The following is a 23685-nucleotide window of genomic DNA, read 5'->3' on the forward strand; positions in this document are numbered from 1 at the left end:
CGTCGAACCCATGGACAACATCTCACGCAGATCCCTGATTTCCGCCGGCCTCGGAGCCGGCCTTGTCGCAGCCCTGCCGGGTGCCGCCGTCGCCACTTCCCTCGCGGACGACGCCGGTCTCCGCACCGATCCGTTTATGCTCGGCATCGCGTCGGGCGAGCCGTGGGCGGACGGCTTCGTCATCTGGACACGCCTGGCCCTGGACCCCCTTGCCGAGGACGGCCTGGGCGGCATGCCCTCCCGGCAGGTCCCGGTGGCCTGGGAGGTGGCCGAGGACCCGAACATGCGCACTGTTGTAGCCCGCGGCATCGAACAGGCCCGGATTGAAACCGCGCACTCGGTGCACGTGGAGCTCAAAGGCCTGAAGCCCGGCCGCGAATACTTCTACCGCTTCCGCAGCGGCCGCCACATCAGCGAAACCGGCCGCACCCTTACCGCACCGGCTCTGCACGAGACCCCGGCCGCACTGGCCATGGCCTTCGCCAGCTGCTCACAATACGAGCACGGCTACTTCACGGCGTACCGGCGGCTCGCGGAGGACCACCCGGACCTGGTGCTGCACCTGGGTGACTACCTGTATGAGTACAAGAAGGGCAGCTACGTGATCGGCGGCGGCAACCCGCGCGACCATCAGGGCCCGGAGACCACCACGCTGCAGGGCTACCGCCAGCGGCATGCCCAGTACAAGGCCGACGCCGACCTGCAGGCAGCGCACGCCGTCGCGCCGTGGCTTGTGGTCTGGGACGACCACGAGGTGGACAACAACTGGGCGGACGACATTCCGGAAAACCGCGACGCCGGCCAGCTGAACGACACCACCGAGAGGTTCCGCCAGCGCCGGGCCGCCGCGTTCCAGGCATACTACGAGAACATGCCGCTGCGGGCCTCGTCCGTCCCGGCCGGGTTCGACATGAAGATCTACCGGACCATCCGGTGGGGCCAGCTGGCCAATTTCCACATGATGGACACCCGGCAGTACCGCGACGACCAGCTCGCCGGTGACGGCTGGCGGAAAAACGTGGCGGAGCGTCTCGCAGAGGACCGCACCATCACCGGCGCGGAGCAGGAGAAGTGGCTGCTGGACGGGTTCAAGAACTCCACCCAGCGCTGGGACATCCTGGGCCAGCAGGTGTTCTTCGCCGAGCGCGACCGCGCCCAGGCACTGGACGTCGACGACGTCTCGATGGACGGCTGGGACGGCTACGCCGCTTCCCGCCGCCGCATCACCCAAGGCTGGCTGGACGCGAAGGTGCGCAACGCCGTCGTACTTACCGGCGACGTGCACCGCAACTGGGCCAATGACCTGAAGCTGGACTACAAGGATCCGGCCTCGCCCGTGGTGGGTTCGGAGCTGGTGTGCACGTCCATCACCTCCACCGGCAACGGCACGGGCTCCACCACCGACCCCACCATGGCGTGGAACCCGCACCTGAGGTTCTACAACGATTCGCGCGGGTACGTGAACACGAAGATCATCAAGGACGCGATGACCGCCGACTTCCGGGTACTGGACTACGTCACGACGCCGGGCTCCCCCGTTTCGACGAAGGCCTCCTTCACGATCCAGGACGGCGTGCCCGGCCTCGTAGGTTGAGCCCGTCGAAGGCCGGTGGTAGAGCCTGTCGAAACCCGTTGGTTGAGCCTGTCAAAACCCCTATAAACAAGTAACTCGCAGTCGACGTCGTGAAATTGCGTTTTCACGGCGTCAACTGCGAGTCAGTTTGGGGGAAGCTAGCCTGCCAGGCCGGCCACCAGGAAGATTGCCGCCGCGATAGCGAAGCCCATCACGCCGATCAGGGTCTCCATCACGGTCCAGGTCTTCAGCGTGGTCTTGACGTCCATGCCGAAGAACCGGCCCACCAGCCAGAAGCCGGAGTCGTTGACGTGCGAGACCACTACTGAGCCGGCGGCAACCGCGATCACCAGGGCGGCAACCTGCATGCCGTTCAGTCCGGCCAGTGCCACGGCCGGGGCGATGAGGCCGGCGGTGGTGGTCAGTGCCACCGTTGCCGAGCCCTGGGCGATGCGCAGGATGGCGGAGATCAGGAAGCCGGCCAGGATGAGCGGGATGCCCAGGTTGCCCAGGACATCGGCCAGTGCGGCGCCGATGCCGGAAGCGCGCAGCACACCGCCGAACATGCCGCCGGCGCCGGTGATCAGGATGACGGAGCAGACCGGGCCCAGCGAGGATTCGAGCAGCTTCTCGAGCGCGCCGGCGTCCTTGCCCCGCTTGGCACCCAGGACGAACATGGCCACGATCACGGCGATCAGCAGGGCCACCGGGGTCTCACCGATGGTGCGCAGGATCTGGAACCACTGCTCGTTCTTGACGGCTTCGCTGAGCACACCCGAGGATGCCAGGGTGTTAAGGCCGGTGTTCATGAAGATCAGGACCAGCGGCAGGAGCAGCAGCCCCACAATGGTGCGGAAGCGCGGCGGGTGGGACTCGGCGTCGGCCGTGGCGTGCCCCAGGAGTTCCGGCACGGGAAGGACCAGCTTCTTGCCCGTGTAGAGGCCGTACAGGTAGGCGGTGACGTACCAGGTGGGGATGGCGGTGATCAGGCCGGCGATCATCACCAGGCCGATGTTGGCCTCGAAGAAGGCGGCGGCAGAGACCGGGCCCGGGTGCGGCGGCAGGAAAATGTGCATCACGGAGAACGCGCCGGCGGCGGGCAGGCCGTAGCGGAGCACTCCCCCGCCCAGGCGGTGCGCCACGGCGAAGACCACCGGCAGCATGACCACCAGGCCGGCATCGAAGAAGATGGGGAACCCGAAGATCAGCGAGGCCAGGCCAAGGGCGAAGGGGGCGCGTTTCTCACCGAAAATGCCGATCAGGTAGTCGGCCAGGACCTTGGCGCCGCCGCTGGTTTCCACGATCCGCCCCAGCATGGCGCCCAGGCCCACGAGCAGGGCTACGGTGCCGAGGGTTGTCCCGAAGCCGTTGATCAGGACCGGCACCACCTGGTTGGCGGGGATGCCGGTAGCGAAGGCAGTGGCCAGGCTGATGACGATCAGCGCCAGCAGCGCGTGCATCCGCAGCTTGATGATCAGGAACAGCAGGGCGACGATCGCCGCCGCGGCGATGAGCAGCAGGGGGCCTGCGCCCATCGTTTGGGTCCATCCTTCGATGGTCATGGTTCTCCTTTGAAACAGGATTGGTGGGGATTCGGGGGAGGCTTAGGGTGCCTGGTCTGCAGGGAGGTGCAGTGCGGCGATGATGGTCTTCACGAGCTCTTCCGGGGACTTGGAGATGTCCAGCCGGAGGCTTCCGGCGGCAAGCTCCTCGTCGGTCAGCGGCTCGAGGGTGGCCAGCTGGCTGGGCAGGAGCGTGGGCGGCATGAAGTGGCCTTCGCGGCCCTGCATGCGCTGGCCGATCAGATCCGCCTCTCCGTGAAGGTGAAGGAAAAGAACGCGGCCCTCAGCCTGGGACAGCAGCTGACGGTAGCTCTGCTTGAGGGCGGAGCAGGTGAGCACTGTACTCTTGCCCGCGTTGGCCTGGGCGGTCATCCAGTTTTGGATTTCCTGCAGCCACGGCCAGCGGTCCTCGTCCTGCAGCGGCGTGCCCTGGCTCATCTTCTGGATGTTGGCCTGCGGGTGGAACTCGTCCGCTTCGGCGCAGGCCCAGCCAAGCTGCTGCGAAAGTGCTCCCGCGATGGTGGATTTGCCGGAACCGGCAACGCCCATGACCACCAGGTGCGTGGCGGGATACTGCATGTTTTACCTCCGAAGAAGACGCCGTTGGCTTAGGGAAGAAAGCTCGTGTGCACTTCGGGTGAGGAAATGCGCTGGAAATAAGGTATCACCTTTTGTGACCACAGATACTATCTTTGCGTGTCACAAGTCATACCTTTGCCGCTTTTTTCGGTAGGCTGTTACCGCGCAGGCGCGCAGAGGAAGGCAGGAAGATGTCGACGGCGACACCACAGGACCATGACACCGCGGACGACGGCGGAACCTCCCCCGCCATGCAGGGACGCGTTGTTGAGGCGCTTGGCGTAGCCATCGCCTCCGGCGATCTGCCGCCCGGAAGCCGGCTCACCCTGGAGGGCCTTCAGCAGGAGTACGGGATTTCGCGCACCGTGGCCCGGGACACCATGAAGGTCCTGGAATCCATGAACCTGGTGTACTCGCGCCGGCGGGTGGGCATTGTGGTGCAGGAGCGCCGGTTCTGGAATGTCTTTGATCCGAAGCTGGTGCGCTGGCGGCTTGCCTCGGACCGGCGGGAGATCCAGTACAGCAGCCTCACAGAGCTGCGCATCGCCGTCGAACCCATTGCCGCAGCCGGGGCGGCGCGCAGGGCGAGCGCCGCGGAACGGGCCAAGCTGACATCCCTGGCCGCCGATCTCCGCCGGCTGGGCGAAGCCGGTGAGCTCGAGGCTTTCCTTTCTGCGGACATCGAGTTCCACTGCCTCCTGCTGGAAAGCTGCGGCAACGAAATGTTCCTTGCCTTGGAAGGCATGGTGGCCGAAGTGTTGACCAGCCGGACCAAGCAGGGGCTTATGCCGTTCAAGCCGAGGAACGAAGCGCTGCAGGCGCACGAGGATGTGGCTGCCGCTGTGGCCGGCGGGGACGCGGTTGCCGCAGAAACAGCGATGCACCACATCCTGGATGAGGTGCGCAATGCCATGGGGCTGCACTGACCGTTGGTTGAGCGTGTCGAAAGCCTCGGCATGGACGGCCCTCGCCCGCATAAACGGTGTTGGCCAGCACCGTTCAAGCGGGCCACGGCCGCTCGTGCCGCCAGGATCCACACCGGCCGCGGCTACCCCTTCCGGGACAGCTTCTCTGCTTCCTGGACGGCCAGGAAGAACTTCACTCCGCCGTCGGTAAGAAGTGCAGGGTCAGCGAAGGTGGCCTTGGGAGTCTTCAGGCACAGGCACATCAGCTCCCACGAGACGGTCCGGTAGATGTCCGTGATCCACTCTTCGGGAATGGGATGGCCGGAGCGGGTAACAAATCCCGCTTCCTCCATCGCCAGCCGGATGACATCCCTTTCCAGGTTCCAGGGCGGCGCAATACCCGCGAGGTACCAGTTCGCATAAAGGTGCGTGACGAGCCGGACGGCATCGTGCCCGGGACTGGCGATGGTGTCCACCACGAGGTCCCACAAGTAGCCGGGATGTTCCAGCGCACGCCTGCCACGCGGCGCGAGCACCAGCCTGCCCTTGAGTTTCCGGACCAGCTTCCAGGCAAGTGCGTGCTCCCTGAGTTCGCGGACCGGCAACACATGGGCTTCACGGTTCCCCTTGCCGAAGACAATGCCGTCCCAGCCGATCTCCTCCACTGCCTGCTTGACCAGGACGGGCTTCAGGTAGCCGTCCTTGGTCAGTTCCAGGCCGTCGCCCGCGGCGTTTCGCAGGAGCCACAGTACCGGCTTGAGTACGTTGTCCCGCTCCTCCTCCGTGAGGGGCCGGGGCCACCACTGAAGGGCGAGAATCCGCAGTTTGCGGTTCGCGGCCTGCATATTGAAGCGCGTGGCGTCGAAGCGCTCGCCGAATTCGCCGGCCGTCTCGAAAACCCATCGCGCCGCATCCTCGTGTTCCGGGTGCTGCTGGTCGGCCAGGATTTGCACCAGGCGGGCGTACCCCCACGGCCCGCCGGAGTCCTCCACGGGTCCGCGGTTGGCGCCGTCCAGGCACACCAGTTCGCCGCGCTCCAGTTCAGCGGGGCCCACCAGTTCCACGCGGTGGGTCCATCCGTCGCCAAAGTCATACTCGTATTCGAACACCGTGTCCGGCTTCTGTGGGTCCAGCAGGTCTGAAAGTACGACGGCGGCAGGCGACTCGGCGTCAGAATCTTCCGGTGCGCCGTCGGGACCCATCACAACGCGTGGTTTTCCGGCGGGGTCCACAGCGCGGACGCCGTACAGGTGCCGGTCCTCCCAGCCGAAGACCGCCTGCACGGCCAGGTGGAACTGCTGGACTGTCAGCCCGGCGGGAAGCCGCAACTGACGCCAGATCAGCGGCTCAGATTCCTCGATGCTGATACGTAAGTCAAACGCAGGGACGGTGCCGGCTGAAAACATAGTGGCCATCTTGCCAGAGAGCCTGCGTGAAGAGTGCCTTGATCCTTTGTGGCACGCCCGGGTTAAACAAAAGCAGGGCCGGTCAGTGACCGGCCCTGCTCAAAAATTGAAACCCTGAGGGCCCCAGTTTCCCTAAGAGATTAGAGAGCCTGGATGTTGGTGGCCTGGGGACCCTTGGGGCCCTGCTCGGTTTCGAAGGAAACCTTCTGGTTCTCTTCGAGGGAGCGGAAGCCGTTGGAGTTGATCGCAGAGTAGTGTGCGAAAACATCCTGTGAGGAGTCATCGGGGGAAATGAAGCCGAAGCCCTTTTCAGCGTTAAACCATTTGACGGTACCAGTAGCCATTATTTTTGTCCTTCGTGAAGGTGGAGGAAAAGTCCCGACTTTCGGGTCCTCCGGTGTGGGGTGTTCAAAACCGCTACTTCAGAAGAACGCGGACTTTCGACCGCGCGTACTGCCTGAACTACCAACTGCATAAACACAACAACAGGATCAACCTTACAGGAGTTTTGGCGGACGGATTACCACGGGGCGTTTGTGGCGGACCGGCGCCCGCGAAATGGCACTTCGCGGCAATGTTGTGGGGAAACATTGCCGCGAAGTGCCATCTCGGGGAAGGTCCGGCTACATGATGCCGGTGGGTACCAGCAGGGCCCAGGCCAGGGCCGGAGCAACCAGCACCACACCACCTGCGTACATCATCAGCTGTTTGTAGACGCGCTGCCGGTCATTGTCACGGGCGTTGGCAACTACCAGTGCGCCGTCGGTGGAGAAGGGCGAAACATCCACCACAGTGGCCGCAATGGCCAACGCGGCCACTGTGCCGGAGGCGCTCAGGCTGCTGGTGGCCAGCAGCGGGCCGGCGAGCGGGATGAACGCGGTCAGCAGGGCAGTGGATGAGGCAAAGGCGGAGCCGACGCCGATCACATAGCACAGGACCAGGGCCACGAGCAGGGGCGCACCGAGTGCCAGGGCCTGTTCGGCAAGGGTGTCGATGACACCCACGTGCTGCAGGAGCGAGACGTACGTGATCATGCCGGCCACCAGCAGGACGGTGGACCAGGAGACGCCGCCGATGAATGTCTGGTGCTCCTTGATGTTGATGAAGGCGAGCAGCAGCCCGGCGGACAGGGCCACGAAGCCGATGGGCATGTGGAAGCCCAGTGTGCACACGAGCATCGCGCCGATCAGGACCAGGGTGAGGATCTGCTGGCCGTGCGGACGGCCGGTGCTGGTGGTGTCCACGTCGGCAAGCTGGCCGCCTTCGCCGTCGCGCAGTTTGCCCAGGAGGCCGAACAGCACGATGGTCAGGACGGACAGGATGAGGTTCAGGGCGAAGCTGGCAATGAAGAGTGCGCCCTGCGAGATGGGGAACCCGTTTTCAACGGCGATGTTGTGCACCAGAACGCCGGCCACGGACAGCGGGGAAAAGCCGCCGGCGTGGGCACCGTTGATGATGAATGCGCCCATCACCACCGGGTGGATGCGGGATTCGTAGGCGAAGCCCAGGGCGGCCGGTGCCAGCAGGGCGACGGCGGCGGGCGAGAAGGTGCCCAGCGAGGTGAGCGCGGCGGCGATCAGGAAGAAGACCCAGGGCAGCAGCATCGTCTTGCCCCTGACCAGGCGGACGCAGCTCTGGACGATGATGTTGATGGTGCCGTTCCGCTGGGCCATGCTGAAGAAGTAAGTGACGCCGATGATGGTCAGGACGATGCTGGCCGGGAATTCCTCCAGGATCTGCTTGTCCGTCATCCCGAGCATGAAATATCCGACGCCGAAGGAAGCTACCAGCCCCATCACGCCGATGTTCAGCGGCCACTTGGTGGCGACAACGAACATCACCACGAGGATGACGAGCGGGATGATCTGTACGGCTGTCATGGTGCGCTCCGGGTCCGTGGCGGCCCCCGGGTTGAGGAAGCCACCCCCCAGCACGAGGGCAGCCAGGCCCAGGATTGCGAGTCCGGCCACCACCATCAGTAGGATACGGCGGCGGCGGTTGGGACGCGGTGACTGTTCGTCCCGGGTCTCCTCAAGAGTGTCAGTGGGGCGTTGCGCTGTTTTGGTCATGGCTTACTCCTCATTGAGTGGCTCCCGCGAGGACGGCAGGTGCAGCGCTGCCGGAAACCTCGGGGAGGTGGATGATGGTGGTGGCGATGGTGCGGGCAGTGCGGTCGACGCCGACGAGCAGCCTTCCGCCGTGCTCCTCGCTCCAGGTTTCAATCACGCCGGCGGGGGTCTGCAGCCGCAGGGTGGCTCCCGGAGCGCCGCCCGTGATGGTGTGCAGCACGGTGCCCGGGGTTCGGGCGGCCAGTGTCAGGGCGATGCTGCCGGTGATGGCCAGCGCCGGGTGCGGCCTGCCCATGGAGAGCATCATGACGTTGACGTCGGCGCCCGCTTCGGCGTCTGCGGGGGCGGCAACGATGGCGAGCTTGGGGATTGCCCTGGCAGCTTCGGCGGTGGTGGGAGCCAGGCCCATCCGCACGGCTGCCTGGCGACGGATCTGCTCCAGGGTGTCCAGCTGCAGTTCCACGCCTGCGCGCCACGTGTCGTAGCGGGCGGGGTCCAGGCCCAGCTCCTCTGCGCGGACCATCACAACTGGTGCTCCGGCGTCGACCATTGACACGGTCCAGCTGGGCCCGCCGGCGGTGATGCTGTCTGTTGCTGCGCCGGTAGGAAGCAGGGCCCCGGTGGTTTTGCCGGCGGGGTCCTGGAAGCCGAGGCCCACGGGATAGCCGGGGAACGGGACGCCGGGCATCTGTCCTTCCGGGATGACCGGCAGGGCACCGTCCGGAGTGGGCACGCGCTGGACGATGATCTGGTTGGTGTTCGTGTTGCGGGTGACGATCCGGGTGACGTCCCCGGTAGGGACAACCCAGCCCTTCTCGATGGCGTACAGGCCCACCACTGCGGAGCCGTTGCCGCAGTTGCTGCCCCAGTCCACGCCGGCTTCTTCGATCCCCACCTGTGCGAAGGTGTATTCGACGTCGATATCCCCGCCCGTGGGCCGGTGCAGGATGATCGCTTTGCTGGTGGTGGAGGTGGCCCCGCCGACGCCGTCAATCTGGCGCGGGTCCGGACTTCCGAACAGCCGCGGCAGCAGCACATCAAGGCTGGCACCACCCTCCTGAAGATGCTCCGCTTCGAACACCCAGCACTTGCTGGTGCCTCCGCGCATCCATTCCGCTTCGATCTTCATCGACTTCCACCTCTCCTTCGCCTCAAAACTGTTGAGGGCCTGATAAGAGGTTGAGCCAGATCACACTTTAGGACAATGTCGGATAGTTGCATGGGGATGTAGAGTTGCTTCATTCGCTGTGGCAAAAGGGCGGCGGGCATCGGATTAGGCGTCCAGTACGTGGGTGTAGCGAGGGAAAGCACGCGGAATGGCGGAGACAATGCAGTGATTTAACGAATAGAACAGAGAGGCGAACGGATGCTTAACGAAGAGGAGCAGCCTCTGTTCGATATCCGGCGGCTGGCCCTGCTCCTGGAGGTGGTGGAGCAAGGATCGATCACTGCCGCGGCAGAGCTGATGATGTACACGCCCTCGGCTGTCTCGCAGCAGCTGCGCAAGCTGGAACAGGAAGTGGGGCAGCCCCTGCTCAACCGCCGTTCCCGCGGAGTAGTGCCAACCGAGGCCGGGCAGGTACTGGCCGGGCACGCCCGCAAGATCGTCCACCAGATGAAGGCGGCGCAGTCGGACCTGGGCCAGATCGCCGGGTTGAAGCGCGGATCCCTGACGGTAGGTACCTTTCCCACCCTTGCCGGTTCCTTCCTGCCCATCGTCATCCGGACCTTCAAGAAGCGCTACCCCGCCATTGGCCTTTCCCTCCGCAGCGCCCGCTTCGACGAACTCGTAGCAGACCTGGAGTCCGGCGTCACGGGCCTGTGCCTGCTGTGGGACTACCCCTGGAACCGTTTCGAGGACGAGTCCATCCGGGTCACCGAGGTGTTCCAGGAGAGCACGGTGATCCTGGTGGCGCGCGGCCACAAACTGGCAGGACGGGACCAGGTGAGCATGGAGGACCTGCGCAACGAGTCGTGGATCGTCCGGGCAGAAGCCCACCCTGTGGTGGAAGTCCTGCAGCGTTCCGCGCACGACGCCGGCTTTGAACCGACCATCGGCTTCCTGGCCAACGACTACCAGGAAGCCCAGGCGATGGTGAGCGTAGGCATGGGCGTGGCGATGGTGCCCAAGACCGCCGTGTCACTCCAGCATCCCGACGTCAGAGTCCTCAGCCTCGGCGCCGCAGCACCCCTGCGGCGGATCCTGCTGGCCCAGCGCCAGGATAAGGTCTACGCCCCGGCCGAGGTAGCCTTCCACTCGACGCTGCTTGAGGTTGCCCGCGAACGGGCCGGGGACTACCTCTAATCCAGCGCCGGCGAGTACGCGGTGAACCCCGCGCGCAGCCGGACCCCGGAGGAACCGATCATCAAAATGTCCTCCCACAGCACCAGGAACGAACCCCGGTGCCGCCACCGCAGCAGGGACGGCAGCGGCCAGGGCTGCCGAAGGCCCGTCCGCTCGTAGCCCAGGAAGGAGGCCGCACTGTGCGGGCTGACCACGAGACCGAGCAGGCGCGCCTCGGCCAAAAGCTGCCCCGGCTCGCCGTCCACCACGAACCGCGCGTCGGCCACCCTGCCCAGGCGCGTGCCGCCGTCGTCATGGACATCCATGCCCAGCAGGTCACCGAGGATCATGGTGGCCTCCCGGGATCCGCGCGATGATCTTGTCCCGGATCCAGCGTTCCACCCAGCCGGCGTCCAGGTGCTCCCCGCTGACACCCAGTTTCAGCACCACGCCCACGTCGGAAACGTCCTTCCAGGGAATGCGGATAAGCCGGGCCGACGGCGGCCTGCCGCCAAAGATGCGCGTCCCCAGCACGGGCCCGGTCAGCAGCGCCGTCAGGACCGGCGCAGGGGTGCCCGGTGCCAGCTCCACGTCCAAAGCAGGCCCGTTCAACTCGAGGTCGTCCACGGTGGTGACCGGGACGCCGTCGTTATCCAGGACCTGCCGGTCCAGCAGATGCAGCTGCGCGTCCAGGAGGCGGCCCGCCACAGGTGGAGCCGGTGCGAGCGGGCGGCGGGGCTTCACGATCCGGCTCCCGTCACGATCATCAGGGGAATCGCCGCCAGGGAGGCCGCCAGGATGATCACCAGGTAGAGCATGGCCAGGACGTTAACCGGCCGGCCGTTGACGTGTTGGCCCATGTACTGCGGATCGTTGGCCACAATCAGGATGGGCAGGTACGTCAATGGAAGGGCGATTGCGGAAAAGACCACCGAGTATTCGGTGACCAGCACTGGATCCACGCCGGTGGCCAGGACCGCCAGCCCGATGAACAGGCAGATGATCATGGCCAGGTGGAAGCGGGCGGCCTGCGCCGGGCGGCGGAACTTGCCCCAGGACCAGCCGAAGAACTGGGCCAGGGTGTAACCGCTGGACAAGGTGGTTTCGAGGGCCGCGCCAAAGGTGGCCGCCACCAGGCCCACCAGCACAAATGCCAATCCCACCTTGCCCGCGCCTTCGGCCACCGGGAGGACCACCTGGGACAGTGACGTCACGGCGATCCCGGCGGGAAGGAGCACCACGGCGGCGCAGCCGGCGATTGCCACGGACAGCAGCCCGCCCAGCGGAAAGCCCACCAGCACATTGACGCGGGACTGCACCAGGTCCCTGATGGACCACCCCTCCTCCACCGCCCCGGAGGAGAAGAAGAACACCTCGTACGGTGTCATGGCCGCGCCGAACAGGGCGATGGCGTAATACCAGTAGGTGGGCGCTGTTTCCTGGGCAGGCACGGCGGGCGCCAGGGCCTGCCCGGCGAGGCTCCCCCAGTCAGGTTTGAGCAGGAACAGGGCCACGGCAAACACGATCAGGGTCAGGCCCAACAGCCCGGTGACGTTCTCCATGATGGAGAACTTGACCCGCCACACCACCAGCCACACGGCGAGCGCCGCCACCGGGATCCACAGCAGGTAGTGGACGCTGCTGGCCAGCTGGAGCGCCAGGGCCACGCCGCCGATTTCCGCCGTCACGGTCATCAGGTTGATCAGGAACGACGCCGAGAGGTTGGCCAGCCCCGCCCGCGGCCCCAGCCGTTCACGGATCACCTCGAACGTTGCCCGGCCCGACGCCGCAGCCACGCGCCCGGACATGTTGGCGAACAGGCAGATGCCCAGCACGCCCACTCCCACCACCCATACCAGGGACAGGCCAAAGCGGGAACCCACGACGGCGTTGGTCACCAGGTCGCCGATGTCCACGAATCCGCCGATCGCCGTCAGGATGCCAAGCGCGACGCCGAGGAGCCGCTTCATGTTCCGCCGCCCTTCGCCATCAGTGCGGACAGCCGGTCCACGGCTGCGGCCAACTCCCGGTCGCCGTCGTGGAGGGAGGGATCGCCGTCGTCTGACGCTACGGCATCCCGCGCGGTGGTGAGGCTGGCGGTGCAGCCGTCCAGGACGGAAAGCGCGTCCTGGACTGACTCCCTTTCTTCTGCGCTGCCGGGCGCCAACCGGAGCACTGAGTCCCTGCTGGTCTGCAGTTCTTTGAGTGCGTCGTCCAATGCGGTGGCGGTGGCAGCTTTGGTGAGCTTGCCCGCTGAGTCCAGCCGGACTGCGAGCTGCGCGGTGGCCATGGCGGAGTGGCTGTCCTCGACGGCTGTGAAGATGGTACCGCTTGCCCCGCCGCAGCCGGCGAGGACGGCGAGCGCGGCGAAGCAGGCGGCGCACGTCAACCGCCCCTTCAGCACTGGTCCCCACAGCACTGCGCGCCTCCAGCCTCCGGTGCTCACCCGGTGGTTTTAGCGCCCCTCAGCAAACCGCCGAATTAGTTGCCTTGAGCTAGGTATAGCACCCCGGGGACGCATGTGGCTGCGATTGAGCCAGGGAAGTTTTTGATGGCCAGGGGGAGCATCGTCCAGCCACAAAATTCTTTGGCAACAACCCATCCCGGGCGCCTTGGACCGCGAATAGCTGGCATAAGCACATGGGTCGGCAGGACGGGCTGATCCATACAAACAGATCGCATTCAGGAGATCACCATGGCAACACACACCAGCACCGGCATGGCAGCACGCACCAACGTCCAGAAGGCATCGATTGCTGTGGGGGCGGTGTTCCTGCTGGTTGGCGTCCTGGGCTTCGTTCCGGGCATCACAAGCAACTTCGACCAGCTGCACATCGCCGGCCACCACTCCGAGGCCATGCTGCTGGGCCTCTTCCAGGTCTCGGCCCTGCACAACATCGTCCACCTGCTCTTCGGCGCAGCGGGCATCGCACTGGCCAGGACTGCCGCCGGCGCCCGCTCATTCCTGCTCTACGGCGGGGTCATCTACCTGGTCCTGTTCATCTACGGCCTGGTGGTCCCCCAGGATTCCGCCGGCAACTTCGTGCCCCTCAACGGCTTCGACAACATCCTGCACCTGCTGCTCGGCGTGGGGATGATCGCCCTGGCCGTGATCCTCACCAAGGGCCGCACCACAACACGCGCCTAGACGTCCCCGCGGCAACCCGCCGCATCCGCACCAGTTCCTGGCCCCGGCCGCAGCTTCCGCTGCCGCCGGGGCCATTCACGTTCCGGACGCCTGGCGGCAGGCGTAGCATCCTCCCCATGGAACCAGTTCGGGCCATCCTTCTACCCGGGAGCGTGCTTCCCGCCCAGCCGGCGTACGGCGCGCTGATTGATGCTTTGGGGCCGGAGGTCCAGGCCGCCGCCAAGGACCTGGAACTCTACGCCGGCGACGCTCCCCCGCCCGGCTGGAGCCTGGACACCGAGATCGAAGGCGTCCTGCGCGAAGCGGACGCACGGGGCTGGGACACGTTCCACCTGGTGGGGTATTCGGGCGGCGGATCGGCCGCTTTGGCCTTCACCGCCAAGCACGGCGGGCGCCTGCTCAGCCTGGCCCTGCTGGAGCCGGCGTGGGCAGGGAGCTGGGACTGGAGTCCCGCCCATGCTCAGCTATGGAAGCAGTATGACCGGCTGGACACACTGCCGCCGCAGGAGTTTATGCCCGCGTTTATGCGGCTGGGAGTTAAGCCCGACGTCGTCCTGCCGCCACCGCCGCCGGGTCCCCCGCCGCCGTGGATGGCAAAGCGCCCCGGTGGCATCAGGGCATTCGTCGAAACCTTCAAGTCCTATGATCTTGACCGTTCGCCGCTGGCCGCTTTCACCAGGCCGGTGCTCTTTATCCTTGGCGGGCTGAGCAACCCTGACGACTACGCGGACAATGCGGAGCGCCTTACCAGGGTCTTCCCGGACTTCCGGCTTGAAGTATTTCCGCAGCGGCACCACTTCGACCCGCCGCACAGGATGGAGCCGGGCCGCGTTGCGGAATTGCTGCGGGAGCACTGGGAGCGGGCGGAGGGCAGGGCCGCATAGCCGGAGTGGGACAGCTACGGTTTGGAACGCGTACCCGAGTCCGTGCTTGTCCCGGTTGTTGGCACGAAGTTCCAGTCGAAGGACCCGTCCCCGTGCAGCGTCAGCCGAAGGAACCCGTGGGTGTCGCTGAACCGCTTCTCGATGTACCGCGGACTGCTGATGAAGGACCGGAGGCTGGTGCCGCCCGTTGAAACCTGGAACGCCGTCATCCCGTCATCAACGCACCGGTCCGCGTTGTTCACCGGGCATGACCTCTCGTAGTTGTGTTGTGACGCCGACAGGGTCAGGCGGACCCGGTGCTTCCACATGACGTCGACCCACGGCTTGTGGTCGGCGGCCCGCTCATGCTGGTCCGTGTTCGAGGTGAAATACGGTTCGTGGTACACCACGGCCAGGTGCTTGCCGGCCTCCTTGGCAGCAGCGAGGTCCTTGTCCAGCCAGGTGGTCAGCTCCCGGGCCCGCTTGGGGTTGTACTCCCACTGCGCGGAGGACAGGAATGCGAAATGCCAGTTTCCGAAGTCCTTCGAGTACGGTTCCCCGTTCGAGATGGAACCACGCTCCTGGTTGATCGCAGCCTTCTCCGGTGACCCCGGGCACCGGCCATCCATGAAGTTGTCCAGGTCCGCATTGCGCCCGGGTTCCCAGTCATGGTTGGGGGCCGACACCCAGTACAACTTGGGCAGCGTGCCGCCCCACAGCGGCTTCCAGTAGTCCACGTAGTCTTTGCAGCGCGCGGTGCTGTACTGAAAGTCCCCGAGCCCCAGGAAAGCGTCAATCTCGTTGTTCTCCACGAGCCGGGTGATCTCCGCACCGTTCCGGCCTGACGGGCTGTCCGGGTCAACATTCCCAGCGTCGTTCATGTCGCCCACAGCGGCGATGCGGACATCAGGCACAGGAGACGGGGGCGGCTCCGGAGTGCCGGTGCACCCCGCGGCTGAGAACGCCAGAAGGGCTGCGAAGATTGCCGCCGCACCCCGGAGGGATCTGCGGCGAGGGACTGCTGACTCCAACCGATACCCCCTTCGAGAAGCCGAACCGAAGCCTGGCGCGTGAACGACAGCCAAGGTCAGGCACCTTCAGTATTCCTCAGGCGACATTCCCATGCACGGACTGGCTGTCAAGGCGCGCCGGGCTTAGGCAACACCACTACCGGGGCCGCGGCTACCAACGCTGCCATCGCCTCCAGGTCTTTTCCTCTACGTCATCGGCCTCGCCAATCTCAAAGGGCTGCTTGGTGCCTTGAGAAGGCAGGCCCGTCCCCGGGCAAGCCATGGCGAGGAAACATTGCCCGCAGTCAGAACGCCGGCAAGCATGCTGCTGGCCCGAACGTCATGGGTGGTGGACAAGCTACAACGCCGTGGTCACGGGCATAGTGGTCGCGGCCGCCTTCGCGGTCGGTTCCTTGCAGCTGGCGTCAGTCGTGGCAGGCGCCGCCTGACTTCGGCTGCCCGGCATCTACCTGCACCAGGCGAGCGCTGTCCCGTAATTCCGCGCCAGGGCAGTCCTGTTGTCCAACAAACCCGTCACACCGGTAGGCTGGAAATCCCAGACCCACGAAGCGAGGCAAAACGTGCACCAGGACGCCGCCCGGTTCCTGTCCCAGCCGGTGGCCGCCCAGCCCGGCTCCCCCCTCCGCGTGGCGGTGTACTCCCGGATCGCCGAAGCCATCCGCAACGGCCTCCTCACGCCCGGCTCCATGATCCCCACCGAAACCGAACTCGGGGCGGACATGAAAGGTCAGCCGCACAGTGGTCCGCGAAGCCCTCATGCTGCTCGAGGAGGACGGGCTCATCAGGGCGAGGCGCGGCGTCGGCCGTTTCGTCTCGGACACCCTCCCCCGCATCGGCATCGAACGCATCCGCCCCTTCGAGGAAGTCCTCGGCACTGCCGGACAACAGCTCGAGGTCAAGCGCGTCCAGGTGGTGCGCCAGCCCGCGTCCGAGTTCGCCGCACCGGGCGTCGGCGTCGAGCCGGGCACCGACTGCTGGCTCTGGGAGTCCGTCCTGATCCGCGACGGCGAGGCCATCGCCCACCTGCAGGAAAACATCTCCGCCCAGCCTGTCAGCCTCGGCACCAGCCCTGCCGCGCCTTTGGACATAGAGGACGACGGCGGCAGTACTTTGCTTGCCTCCCTCAACAAACAGCTGGGCCGGCTGCCCGGGCCGGGCGAGTGCCAGATCAGCCTGAGCCAGGTGGGGCCCAGCCGCGCCAAGCTGCTGGACCTCCGCCCGTCCGATCCTGTGCTGGTCCTCACCCAGTACGTCAGGTACGGCAACCGGCCGTTCTACCTGGCCAAGTGCCTGGTGGCCGGCCGGGCCGGGCACATCTCCGTGATGCAGTCCCTCCAGTCCTGACGGACACTGGCGTCCGCGTCTTTTAACCGGGGGCGGAACTGCACTAGGTTCCAGCCGCATACACGCGGACCCAGTCCACCCGCATCTCGCCGGGGCCATCAGGAGTGCCGTCCGGGAACCAGTCCAGTTGCAGTGTCTGGTGCATCGACGCCGGAGGCTGGTGCGCGGGGTCGGTGTCCTCAAACCACTTCACGCCATCGACGTAGCCCACCATCCCGTACGGTGACCAGTCAACGGCGTAGTTGTGGAACTGGGAAATGTCCAGAATCATGGACCCTGACGTCTGCGAGTTCGAGCATCCATAGTGGTGGAAGAACTTGAGCAGGTTCCAGTCACCGGTGGTTTCCGCGTAGTCGATCTCGCCTTCACATGGCCAGTTTCCACTGTCCGGCCACAGAAGGGACACAAAACGGTATTCGTTGTCACCGGACCCCGCGGCACGGATCTCCCACCGCCCATACTTCTGGCGTGCGAACTTGGCGGACATGCCGGCGGTAGTGCCGTCCGGTGTCCCGGTGATGACCATCGTGGAACCATTCACGGCAGCCTGCTGCGGACTCCGGATACCGTTACCTCCGTGCCCAAGACTGTTGTAGACGTTCCACTTCGTGGCGTCCGGTGCACCTGCGTAATTGAACTCGTCGCCGGCAACAGGGGCGCCCCAGCCATGGAGCACCGCGGCCTCGGTGGAGGAAACCGTGTCAGGCGCGGTGGTCACCACCAGCTGTGGCCGCAGGGCGGTAGCCGGGGATTCCTTCGACTTAAACCCGATCCACTTTTGCGCGTTGCTTTCCAGCTTGAAGTTCTGTTCGCCTCCTTTTGCGCTGACGCCCTTGGTCACGTCCCATTCAACCCAGGAGCCCGTACGGAAGCCTCCGGCTCTCCCCAGCCATGTCCCGGCCGCCGGTGCGTTATTCCAGGTGAGTCCCCGTTCGGTCCAGCCCCCGGATGTGGTGTAAACATCCACAAACTGGGTGGACGTCGTGGACGCCTCAGAATATGCCCGCAGTTTGGCCGAAACAACGTGCTCGCCGGCAGGAACCGGAACGTTGAACCGCACGAATGCATGCCGCCAGATGCCCGCGCGGCCCTCTGTGGACACGCGGGCGCTGGTCCCGAAGTTCGTCGCCGGCCTGTCCCGCTGAGTGTAGGTGTCCATGGTGGCCACCGAGGTGCTTGTTGCCGCGTTTGCCGTTGTGGGCGCCATGATGGCGAACCCAACCAGCAGAAGGGAGGAGGCAATGGCCAGGCATCTACGCCGGAACATCAACCCGCCGCCTGACAAGGCTGAAGATCCTGTCAGACCCCGAGGAAGGGGGTTTGCGAAGCCAGCGGACGGAGCATTCATTTTGATCGCTGTTTCTACTGGGGATTTAAAGCATCGAACTGGATAAAGCGATGATCGGCCCAGTAACAATCATGCAAATGCCAGCTATGCAAAGCGTAGGCGGGTGCGAAAAGGTGCGCAATCAATCCCCTATACCCAATTCCTGGGAGTGATTAAATCCCTGTACCGGACAGTGAAATGTACTTACGCCCCCACCAGTCCGGGGCCCATTGTGCCCCGGTAGGGGCAGCGGCTACGATGCTGGCGGGGAGAGGGCCTGGTCTGTCATGACGAGCGCAAAGGGGCCCACCAATGACCGACTTCTTCACCATGCGGCCCGGCGAGACCGCGGCTCCGCTGCCAGCCGGACCCATCCTGTGCGGCGGGACCGCCGGCATGCGGCGCATCCACCGCTTTTTCCTGTGGGCCTATGAGGAGGCGCCCGGCCTGGTGCGTTCCGCAGCGGCCGGAGACACCGCCCGTGCCGCGTACGTCGGCGACGTGCTGGGGAACTTCGACAAGGTGCTCCATATCCACCACGAAGGCGAGGACCTGCTGATGTACCCGCCGCTGAAGGACCGGGCACCAGCCTGCGCGCTGCACGTAGGACAGATGCTCGAGCAGCACCGGCAGGTCACCCAGCGCCTCGAGAGCATCGAGCCGCTCCGCCTGCGCTGGATGCAGACGGCAGACGCCGAAACCGGCTCAGAACTCGCTGCACGCTACGAGGACCTGAAGTCTGTCCTCAACATTCACCTGCGCCGCGAAGTCACCGAGATGATGCCCGTAGTGGACAGGGTGCTGACCGAGAAGGAGATGAAAACGGCCGCGCAGCACGGCATTGATCAGCTCGACAAAAAGTTCCTGGTGGGATACCTCGGGATGGTGCTGGCCACGAATCCGCCGGCGGACCGGAGGGAAATGTTCAAGGAAATCCCCCCGCCGGTCCGCCTTGCGTACCGCCTCTTCGGGCGCAGGCTGTACCGGAAACAGTACGCCACGCTCTTTCCCGGACGCCCGATTCCCGAGACGCTTTAGGCGACCGACGCCGCGGCGGCGAGCGCCGCCGTCGTGGTTTCGACAGGCTCAACCACCGGGGGTACCGGCTCAACCACCGAGAAGTAGCTCAGCAGCGTCTCCACCAGGTGCGGGGCGAAGTCCTCCTCAAGCGACAACACCACCCGGCACCGCGAGCCCGCCACCGGAGGGTAGCCGGCATACAGGCCGCGCATGTCGCAGATGGTCTGGCCACGGCCCGGCCCTTCAGAGGTGTCGACGGCGGCACGCACCACAGGCGCAAGAGCGGCCTTAACAGCACCTACCGCGAGCGCTGCCGCCAGCGGATCGTGCATGGCGGAGCACGGTCGGCCATAGATGCCCTCGTAGAACCGGAAGTAGTAGCCCAGCATCTCCCCCAGCGCCTGTGCCACAGGCGAAGAAGACGCGAGCAACTCCTGCCTGTGCGATTCCTCCAGGACAGAAGCCATGGTCACGTCCAGCGGCACCAGGGTGATGTCCCAGTCGGCGGCCAGTACCAGCGCGGCGGCCTCGGGGTCGTTGTGGATGTTGGCCTCAGCCACCGGTGTGATGTTTCCCGGAGCCAGGGCAGCCCCGCCCATCACCGTGATGGACTCCACCAGGGACGGCAGGGAAGGCTCCAGCCGGAGGGCCTCGGCGATGTTGGTCAGCGGGCCGATGGCCAGGACCTTAAGAGTGCCAGGGTACAAACGGGCCAACCGGACCAGCATCTCAGCCGCGGATTCCTCCACAACCGGAGCAGCCGCCGTCGTCAGCGCAACCTCGCCGATCCCGTTACCGCCATGCACCCACGGCGTCCCGCCGCCGAAGGAACCGGCGAGGGGATCGTGCGCGCCGAGCGCCACGGGGATGTGGGCGTGGCCGGCGAGCTGGAGCAGGTCCAGGGTGTTGCGGGCGCCGACGGCGGCACTGACGTTGCCGCTGACGGTCCCGATGCCCACCACCTCGGCGGTGGGGGCGGCCAGCAGGTAGGCCAGGGCGAGGGCGTCGTCGATTCCGGTATCGCAGTCGAGGTAGAACGGGGAGGTGGCGGTCATGGCGGTGGTTCTCTTTCGGTTGAAGCGGGGTTAGACGGTCTCGCCCTTGGGGGCGGCGACAAAGAGGCTGACGATGAACGCGGCGGCGGTGATGGCCACCGAAATCCAGAGGGCGGTGGCGTACCCGGCAGCCGTGGCCTGGGCGGCGAACGGTGCCACGAGGACGACGCCGAGGCTCGCCCCGATGCCGAAGGAGGCGCCGTTGATGCCGGGCAGGGCAGCCGGGGCTTCCTTGGGTGAGAGGAGCACCGAGAGCCCGTTGATGGCGGTGAGGAACAGTCCGTTGTAGAAGACGCCCAGGGCCGCGACGGCGATCAGCACAGCCGTCTGGTTGGTGGAGAACGTGGCGGCTGCGATGGCGCAGGCCAGGCTGAGCCCGGTCCCTGCGCGGAGGGTCTTGATCCAGCCGCGGCGGTCGGCCAGCCAGCCGGCCAGCGGTGCGGCGAAGACGCCGATGAGTGCGGCCGGGGTGAGGAACAGCAGCGCCGAGACGGAGGCACTAAGCCCGAAGCCGCCGTCGGGATCCTGGCTTAGCAGCACCACGGTGAAGTTGATGATGGCGAAGATGCCGGCGAGGGTGAGGACGGTGGTGGCGATGACCGGCCACACCTGGCGGGAGCGCAGGTGGTGGACGGCGATCAGCGGGTTGCTGCGGCGCTTCTCGATCAGCCAGAAGGCGGAGAAGGACGCGATGGTGCCGGCCAGCAGGGCCAGGGTGGAGTGCGCGGTCCAGCCCGCTGCCGAACCACCGGAGACGAAGTAGGTGATGAATACCAGGAAGAGCGAGAGGGATCCGGCGCCCCACCAGTCCATGGCACCGCGGACGCCGGCGGGACGGCCCTTCGGCACCATTTTGATGATGCAAGCGGCGGCGATCGCGGTGAGGACCAGGACGACGCCGAAGATGGACCGGAAGCCGAGCGTCTCGGCCATCAGCCCGCCCACGTAGCCGTCCACCCCGCCGATTCCGCCGTTGATTGCGGCGATGATGCCCACGGACGTGCCGAAGACCTTGGCCTGGAGGTTCTCGCTGAGCACGATGTAGGCGAGCGCAAAGACGGCGCTGGAGACGCCCTGCAGGAACCGGCCGGTGACCAGGAGCGGAAGTGTGGGTGCGGTGATGCAGAGGCTGGTCCCGGCGCCCATGATGCCGAGGACCAGGAGCAGTGCGGCGCGGCGGCCGATGAAGTCGCTCCACCGGCCGATCACGGGCCCTGCGATGGCGCCGGCCAGGAAGAACACGGACTGGACGGGGGCGGCGCTGTCCGCGCCCTGGCCGAATTCGGCGGCGATCTGCGGCAGTGCAGGGGTGACCATGCTGGCGTTGAGCTGGAAGGACAGCACGCCGAGCAGGAGCGTGGAGATCAGCAGGGCGGCGCGGCGGCCCTGGAATTTGGGTGCGTTCGTTTCATGGACGACGGCGGCGTCCGCGGCTTGGGCGGGAGGCGCGGCTGCCGCGGGGGTTGGGGTGTTCACATCAAACTCCTTTGTTTTGGGCTTACTGCCATGTGGATGTGAGTTGTTATACAACCATGTATGACGGACAAGTACAACAGTCCCGTACACTATTTCCTAATCCGGCCGCTTCCGGCTCCTCCCCCGTAAGGAATCTCATGAGCAACCAACTTCCTGCCCTCACCGTTGTGGGCAGCATCAACCTGGACCTGATCGCTACCGCCCAGCGGCTCCCCACCGCGGGCGAAACCATCGGGGATGCGGTTCTTTCCGAGCAGCCCGGCGGCAAGGGCGCCAACCAGGCCGCAGCTGCCGCCCGGCTGGGAGGCAGCGCCCGCATGGTGGGCGCCGTGGGCAGCGATGCGCAGGGTCGGCTGATGCTGGACGCCCTGGCGAGTGCCGGCGTCGACACCGCTGACGTGGCCGTCCTGCCCCAGCCGACTGGGACCGCCTTGATTGTGGTGGACCGCGACGGCGAGAACCAGATTGTGGTGTGCCCCGGCGCGAACTCGCAGCTGTCTTTGGAAGGCGTGGAGTTCGGCCCGGACGAGGCGGTTCTCTGCCAGCTGGAGGTGGGCCTGTCGGTGGTACTGGAGGCTGCCCGCCGGTCAACGGGCTACTTTGTGTTGAATGCCGCCCCCGCCATGGACCTGCCGGCGGAGCTGCTGGAGCGCTGCGACCTGGTGATCGTCAACGAGAGCGAGTATGCCCTGATCCCCGCCCTCGCGACGGCGAAGCTGGTGGCGGTGACCTACGGCGGCGAGGGCTCCGCAATGTTTGAGCATGGGCGGAAGGTGGCCGAGGCTCCGTCGGCGTCAGTAACGGTGGCGAACACCATCGGTGCCGGTGATGCCTTCTGCGCCGCCCTGGTCCTGGCGCTGCAGCAGGGGCTGGACTATGCAAGGGCGCTTGCTGTGGCGAACGCGGTGGGCGGAGACGCTGTGGGCGATCCCTCGTCGCAGCCGGAATTGGCACGGCTGGGCAACTATGTTGGGCGGACTGCCGCGACCGCAGGCGTGCGGTGAGCGTCGGGTTCAGGCGGGCGGCGCCGTCGGACTTTTCGGAGGTCCGGCGCATCACCCGGGATGCCTATCTGGCGGCTGGTCACTTCGCTACGGATCATCCGTACATGAGCGTGCTGGAGGACGTGGAGCACCGGGCCGAGCATGCGCAGGTGTGGGTGGTGGAAGCCGCCGGGCAGGTGGTTGCGGCGGTAACGCTGACGTTTGCCGGCGAGCCGTACAGCGAGGTCGCCCGGGACGGTGAGTTGGAGTTCCGGATGCTGGCCGTGGACCCGGCATGCCAGGGCAGTGGCCTGGGCCGGGCGGTGGTGGGCAAGGTGGTGGAGCATGCCCGGCAGCTGCGCGGCATCGAGGCGATCAGCATCACCAGTGCCATGTTCATGGAACGGGCCCACGGGCTGTATGAGTCGCTGGGGTTCCGGCGCGCGCCGGAGCGGGACTGGTACGTGCCGGGCGAGGACGTGCTGCTCTGGGTGTTCACGCTCCAGTTCGGTGGTTGAGCCGAGGTTAGGGCGGGGGTGGGGAGCGAAACCCGGTGGTTGAGCCTGTCGAAACCCCCAGCGCTGGGGCCCGAATCCGCACCCCAAAAAGACCGCCAGCTAGGTAAAATGGGTCATGGTGTTCATCGGGCTCCTACTCTGGTTTGCTTTCCTTTTCGCCGCCATGGTCCTGTTCGGCATTATCTGGGCGGTAAGCAAAATCGCCCTGTGGCTGATTGACCTAAAACCACTGCCTTCCGGGCCAACAACCCGATTGACGGCCCCGGTGAATCCGCCCGTCCGCCAGAGGCCGAACGTGCCCCAAGTGCCGCGCCCGCGGAGCGTTGCACGGGTTCCAGACCGGCCCGCGGCCGATACCCCCGCCGCATCCGACATCTGGCCGAAATGGACTGCGTCGTACAGGCAATACGTAAACCAGGAAAAGTCCCTCTGGCAGGAGCAGTTCGACTCCCTCAACTCCCGCGAGTGAGACTCGCTCCCGCGTCCGAGCATCCGACTCGGTTTGATCTTTGAAAGTAACGAGCGACTCATTGACGGAGCTA

24 protein-coding genes are annotated in these 23685 nt (G+C 65.8%); 10 read left to right on the top strand and 14 right to left on the bottom strand.

The genetic code is table 11. The features are described 5' to 3' along the window. Window positions 1–10: 10 nt before the first annotated feature. Entirely contained in the window at window positions 11–1594 is a 1584-nt protein-coding gene (locus QF038_RS14865) for an alkaline phosphatase (RefSeq protein ID WP_307610835.1), read from the top strand. Window positions 1595–1731: 137 nt separating this feature from the next. Here the strand turns inward: QF038_RS14865 and QF038_RS14870 are convergent, their stop codons facing one another. Both QF038_RS14870 and QF038_RS14875 read right to left on the bottom strand, forming a co-directional pair. After that, window positions 1732–3135, bottom strand: a complete 1404-nt coding sequence (locus QF038_RS14870; protein ID WP_307610836.1) for a GntP family permease — start codon at window positions 3133–3135, stop codon at window positions 1732–1734. Window positions 3136–3177: 42 nt separating this feature from the next. Then, window positions 3178–3714, bottom strand: a complete 537-nt coding sequence (locus QF038_RS14875; RefSeq protein ID WP_307610837.1) for a gluconokinase — start codon at window positions 3712–3714, stop codon at window positions 3178–3180. A gap of 191 nt (window positions 3715–3905) precedes the next feature. Between QF038_RS14875 and QF038_RS14880 the strand changes: the two genes are divergently transcribed. Continuing rightward, window positions 3906–4640 carry a FadR/GntR family transcriptional regulator gene (locus QF038_RS14880; protein WP_307610838.1) on the top strand — a complete coding sequence of 245 codons (735 nt, stop codon included), beginning with the start codon at window positions 3906–3908 and terminating at the stop codon, window positions 4638–4640. A 122-nt stretch (window positions 4641–4762) separates the two neighbouring features. Here QF038_RS14880 and QF038_RS14885 read toward each other — a convergent pair whose 3' ends face one another. The 4 genes from QF038_RS14885 to QF038_RS14900 all read right to left on the bottom strand — a co-directional run bounded on the left by QF038_RS14885 (window position 4763) and on the right by QF038_RS14900 (window position 9223). Then, a complete protein-coding gene (locus QF038_RS14885; RefSeq protein WP_307610839.1) occupies window positions 4763–6034 on the bottom strand; it encodes a plasmid pRiA4b ORF-3 family protein in 1272 nt (423 codons plus the stop codon). A gap of 131 nt (window positions 6035–6165) precedes the next feature. Further along, window positions 6166–6369 (bottom strand): cold-shock protein, encoded by a 204-nt coding sequence (locus tag QF038_RS14890; protein WP_050056011.1) that lies wholly within the window; start codon window positions 6367–6369, stop codon window positions 6166–6168. A gap of 279 nt (window positions 6370–6648) precedes the next feature. Continuing rightward, window positions 6649–8094, bottom strand: coding sequence for an SLC13 family permease (locus QF038_RS14895; RefSeq protein ID WP_307610840.1), 1446 nt, complete (start codon window positions 8092–8094; stop codon window positions 6649–6651). A 10-nt stretch (window positions 8095–8104) separates the two neighbouring features. Then, window positions 8105–9223 (bottom strand): PrpF domain-containing protein, encoded by a 1119-nt coding sequence (locus tag QF038_RS14900; protein ID WP_307610841.1) that lies wholly within the window; start codon window positions 9221–9223, stop codon window positions 8105–8107. 237 nt (window positions 9224–9460) lie between these two features. Between QF038_RS14900 and QF038_RS14905 the strand changes: the two genes are divergently transcribed. Then, window positions 9461–10399, top strand: coding sequence for a LysR family transcriptional regulator (locus QF038_RS14905; protein WP_091417880.1), 939 nt, complete (start codon window positions 9461–9463; stop codon window positions 10397–10399). Here QF038_RS14905 and QF038_RS14910 read toward each other — a convergent pair. The 4 genes from QF038_RS14910 to QF038_RS14925 are packed head-to-tail and all read right to left on the bottom strand — an operon-like array spanning window position 10396 to window position 12797. Next, the gene (locus QF038_RS14910; protein WP_307610842.1) at window positions 10396–10728 is read right to left on the bottom strand and encodes a PRC-barrel domain-containing protein; all 333 of its coding nucleotides are present in this window, start codon (window positions 10726–10728) and stop codon (window positions 10396–10398) included. The genes QF038_RS14905 and QF038_RS14910 overlap by 4 nt on opposite strands. After that, entirely contained in the window at window positions 10715–11122 is a 408-nt protein-coding gene (locus QF038_RS14915) for a hypothetical protein (RefSeq protein WP_307610843.1), read from the bottom strand. Before QF038_RS14915 ends, QF038_RS14910 begins: the two co-directional genes overlap by 14 nt. Then, window positions 11119–12348: an Nramp family divalent metal transporter gene (locus QF038_RS14920; RefSeq protein WP_307610844.1), complete on the bottom strand. Its 1230-nt coding sequence runs from the start codon at window positions 12346–12348 to the stop codon at window positions 11119–11121. Before QF038_RS14920 ends, QF038_RS14915 begins: the two co-directional genes overlap by 4 nt. After that, the gene (locus tag QF038_RS14925; protein ID WP_307610845.1) at window positions 12345–12797 is read right to left on the bottom strand and encodes a hypothetical protein; all 453 of its coding nucleotides are present in this window, start codon (window positions 12795–12797) and stop codon (window positions 12345–12347) included. Before QF038_RS14925 ends, QF038_RS14920 begins: the two co-directional genes overlap by 4 nt. Before the next feature lie 276 nt (window positions 12798–13073). Here QF038_RS14925 and QF038_RS14930 point away from each other — a divergent pair, with 276 nt between their 5' ends. Together QF038_RS14930 and QF038_RS14935 are read left to right on the top strand one after the other, a co-directional pair. Beyond that, window positions 13074–13526: a DUF4383 domain-containing protein gene (locus QF038_RS14930; RefSeq protein ID WP_307610846.1), complete on the top strand. Its 453-nt coding sequence runs from the start codon at window positions 13074–13076 to the stop codon at window positions 13524–13526. A gap of 116 nt (window positions 13527–13642) precedes the next feature. Continuing rightward, entirely contained in the window at window positions 13643–14410 is a 768-nt protein-coding gene (locus tag QF038_RS14935; protein WP_307610847.1) for an alpha/beta fold hydrolase, read from the top strand. A 14-nt stretch (window positions 14411–14424) separates the two neighbouring features. On the opposite strand, the gene QF038_RS14940 is transcribed toward QF038_RS14935, so the two are convergent. Then, the gene (locus QF038_RS14940) at window positions 14425–15303 is read right to left on the bottom strand and encodes a hypothetical protein (protein ID WP_307610848.1); all 879 of its coding nucleotides are present in this window, start codon (window positions 15301–15303) and stop codon (window positions 14425–14427) included. Between the two features lie 855 nt (window positions 15304–16158). Here QF038_RS14940 and QF038_RS14945 point away from each other — a divergent pair. Continuing rightward, a complete protein-coding gene (locus tag QF038_RS14945) occupies window positions 16159–16764 on the top strand; it encodes a GntR family transcriptional regulator (RefSeq protein ID WP_307610849.1) in 606 nt (201 codons plus the stop codon). A 43-nt stretch (window positions 16765–16807) separates the two neighbouring features. On the opposite strand, the gene QF038_RS14950 is transcribed toward QF038_RS14945, so the two are convergent. Continuing rightward, entirely contained in the window at window positions 16808–18031 is a 1224-nt protein-coding gene (locus tag QF038_RS14950; protein ID WP_307610850.1) for a DNRLRE domain-containing protein, read from the bottom strand. A 372-nt stretch (window positions 18032–18403) separates the two neighbouring features. Between QF038_RS14950 and QF038_RS14955 the strand changes: the two genes are divergently transcribed. After that, window positions 18404–19129 carry a hemerythrin domain-containing protein gene (locus QF038_RS14955; protein WP_307610851.1) on the top strand — a complete coding sequence of 242 codons (726 nt, stop codon included), beginning with the start codon at window positions 18404–18406 and terminating at the stop codon, window positions 19127–19129. Here QF038_RS14955 and QF038_RS14960 read toward each other — a convergent pair. Beyond that, window positions 19126–20166, bottom strand: a complete 1041-nt coding sequence (locus QF038_RS14960; RefSeq protein WP_307610852.1) for a nucleoside hydrolase — start codon at window positions 20164–20166, stop codon at window positions 19126–19128. The two genes, QF038_RS14955 and QF038_RS14960, sit on opposite strands and share 4 nt — an antisense overlap. A gap of 30 nt (window positions 20167–20196) precedes the next feature. Further along, a complete protein-coding gene (locus tag QF038_RS14965; protein WP_307610853.1) occupies window positions 20197–21642 on the bottom strand; it encodes an MFS transporter in 1446 nt (481 codons plus the stop codon). Between the two features lie 137 nt (window positions 21643–21779). Between QF038_RS14965 and QF038_RS14970 the strand changes: the two genes are divergently transcribed. The 3 genes from QF038_RS14970 (at window position 21780) to QF038_RS14980 (ending at window position 23612) form a co-directional block, all read left to right on the top strand. Beyond that, a complete protein-coding gene (locus QF038_RS14970; RefSeq protein ID WP_307610854.1) occupies window positions 21780–22646 on the top strand; it encodes a ribokinase in 867 nt (288 codons plus the stop codon). Beyond that, complete coding sequence (locus QF038_RS14975) at window positions 22643–23143, top strand: GNAT family N-acetyltransferase (protein WP_307610855.1); 501 nt, start codon at window positions 22643–22645, stop codon at window positions 23141–23143. Before QF038_RS14970 ends, QF038_RS14975 begins: the two co-directional genes overlap by 4 nt. Before the next feature lie 115 nt (window positions 23144–23258). Then, window positions 23259–23612, top strand: coding sequence for a hypothetical protein (locus QF038_RS14980; protein ID WP_307610856.1), 354 nt, complete (start codon window positions 23259–23261; stop codon window positions 23610–23612). The last annotated feature ends 73 nt before the right edge of the window (window positions 23613–23685 follow it).

Source organism: Pseudarthrobacter sp. W1I19, from assembly GCF_030817835.1.
Classification (GTDB): Bacteria; Actinomycetota; Actinomycetes; order Actinomycetales; family Micrococcaceae; genus Arthrobacter.

What these genes read in the sequence shown, in the direction of transcription:
- QF038_RS14865 (WP_307610835.1), top strand. Translation starts at nt 11, where the DNA reads ATGGACAACATCTCACGCAGATCCCTGATTTCCGCCGGCCTCGGAGCC.
- QF038_RS14870 (WP_307610836.1), bottom strand. Translation starts at nt 3,135, where the DNA reads ATGACCATCGAAGGATGGACCCAAACGATGGGCGCAGGCCCCCTGCTG.
- QF038_RS14875 (WP_307610837.1), bottom strand. Translation starts at nt 3,714, where the DNA reads ATGCAGTATCCCGCCACGCACCTGGTGGTCATGGGCGTTGCCGGTTCC.
- QF038_RS14880 (WP_307610838.1), top strand. Translation starts at nt 3,906, where the DNA reads ATGTCGACGGCGACACCACAGGACCATGACACCGCGGACGACGGCGGA.
- QF038_RS14885 (WP_307610839.1), bottom strand. Translation starts at nt 6,034, where the DNA reads ATGGCCACTATGTTTTCAGCCGGCACCGTCCCTGCGTTTGACTTACGT.
- QF038_RS14890 (WP_050056011.1), bottom strand. Translation starts at nt 6,369, where the DNA reads ATGGCTACTGGTACCGTCAAATGGTTTAACGCTGAAAAGGGCTTCGGC.
- QF038_RS14895 (WP_307610840.1), bottom strand. Translation starts at nt 8,094, where the DNA reads ATGACCAAAACAGCGCAACGCCCCACTGACACTCTTGAGGAGACCCGG.
- QF038_RS14900 (WP_307610841.1), bottom strand. Translation starts at nt 9,223, where the DNA reads ATGAAGATCGAAGCGGAATGGATGCGCGGAGGCACCAGCAAGTGCTGG.
- QF038_RS14905 (WP_091417880.1), top strand. Translation starts at nt 9,461, where the DNA reads ATGCTTAACGAAGAGGAGCAGCCTCTGTTCGATATCCGGCGGCTGGCC.
- QF038_RS14910 (WP_307610842.1), bottom strand. Translation starts at nt 10,728, where the DNA reads ATGATCCTCGGTGACCTGCTGGGCATGGATGTCCATGACGACGGCGGC.
- QF038_RS14920 (WP_307610844.1), bottom strand. Translation starts at nt 12,348, where the DNA reads ATGAAGCGGCTCCTCGGCGTCGCGCTTGGCATCCTGACGGCGATCGGC.
- QF038_RS14930 (WP_307610846.1), top strand. Translation starts at nt 13,074, where the DNA reads ATGGCAACACACACCAGCACCGGCATGGCAGCACGCACCAACGTCCAG.
- QF038_RS14935 (WP_307610847.1), top strand. Translation starts at nt 13,643, where the DNA reads ATGGAACCAGTTCGGGCCATCCTTCTACCCGGGAGCGTGCTTCCCGCC.
- QF038_RS14950 (WP_307610850.1), bottom strand. Translation starts at nt 18,031, where the DNA reads ATGTTCCGGCGTAGATGCCTGGCCATTGCCTCCTCCCTTCTGCTGGTT.
- QF038_RS14955 (WP_307610851.1), top strand. Translation starts at nt 18,404, where the DNA reads ATGACCGACTTCTTCACCATGCGGCCCGGCGAGACCGCGGCTCCGCTG.
- QF038_RS14960 (WP_307610852.1), bottom strand. Translation starts at nt 20,166, where the DNA reads ATGACCGCCACCTCCCCGTTCTACCTCGACTGCGATACCGGAATCGAC.
- QF038_RS14970 (WP_307610854.1), top strand. Translation starts at nt 21,780, where the DNA reads ATGAGCAACCAACTTCCTGCCCTCACCGTTGTGGGCAGCATCAACCTG.
- QF038_RS14980 (WP_307610856.1), top strand. Translation starts at nt 23,259, where the DNA reads ATGGTGTTCATCGGGCTCCTACTCTGGTTTGCTTTCCTTTTCGCCGCC.